This window comes from Neisseria sp. P0008.S010, from assembly GCF_051962715.1.
In the GTDB taxonomy this organism is placed as follows: Bacteria; Pseudomonadota; Gammaproteobacteria; order Burkholderiales; family Neisseriaceae; genus Neisseria; species Neisseria elongata.
Genome location: NZ_JBQCVA010000180.1, coordinates 1 through 403 on the forward strand (window position 1 = coordinate 1; position 403 = coordinate 403).

Here is a 403-nt window from a genome sequence, read left to right on the forward strand (position 1 = left end):
GTGTATAAGAGACAGGACTACAGGGTATCTAATCCTGTTTGCTACCCACGCTTTCGCGCCTCAGCGTCAATGTTTGGCCAGTCAGGCGCCTTCGCCTCTGGTGTTCCACCTAATCTCTACGAATTTCACTTCTCCACTAGGTATTCCCCCAACCTCTCCAACATTCAAGCTTTGCAGTTTCGACTGCAGTTCCCAGGTTGAGCCCGGGGCTTTCACAATCGACATACAAAGCCGCCTACGCGCGCTTTACGCCCAGTAATTCCGAGTAACGCTTGGACCTTTCGTATTACCGCGGCTGCTGGCACGAAATTAGCCGGTCCTTATTCTCCTGGTACCGTCACACCTACAGATTGTTTACCTATAAGCACTTCTTTCCAGGCTAAAGAGCTTTACGACCCAAGGG

Annotated in this window: 1 rRNA gene; it reads right to left on the minus strand. The window is 51.1% G+C overall.

The features are described 5' to 3' along the window. Positions 1-403, minus strand: a 16S ribosomal RNA gene (locus ACTHSL_RS13120); the annotation flags it as partial.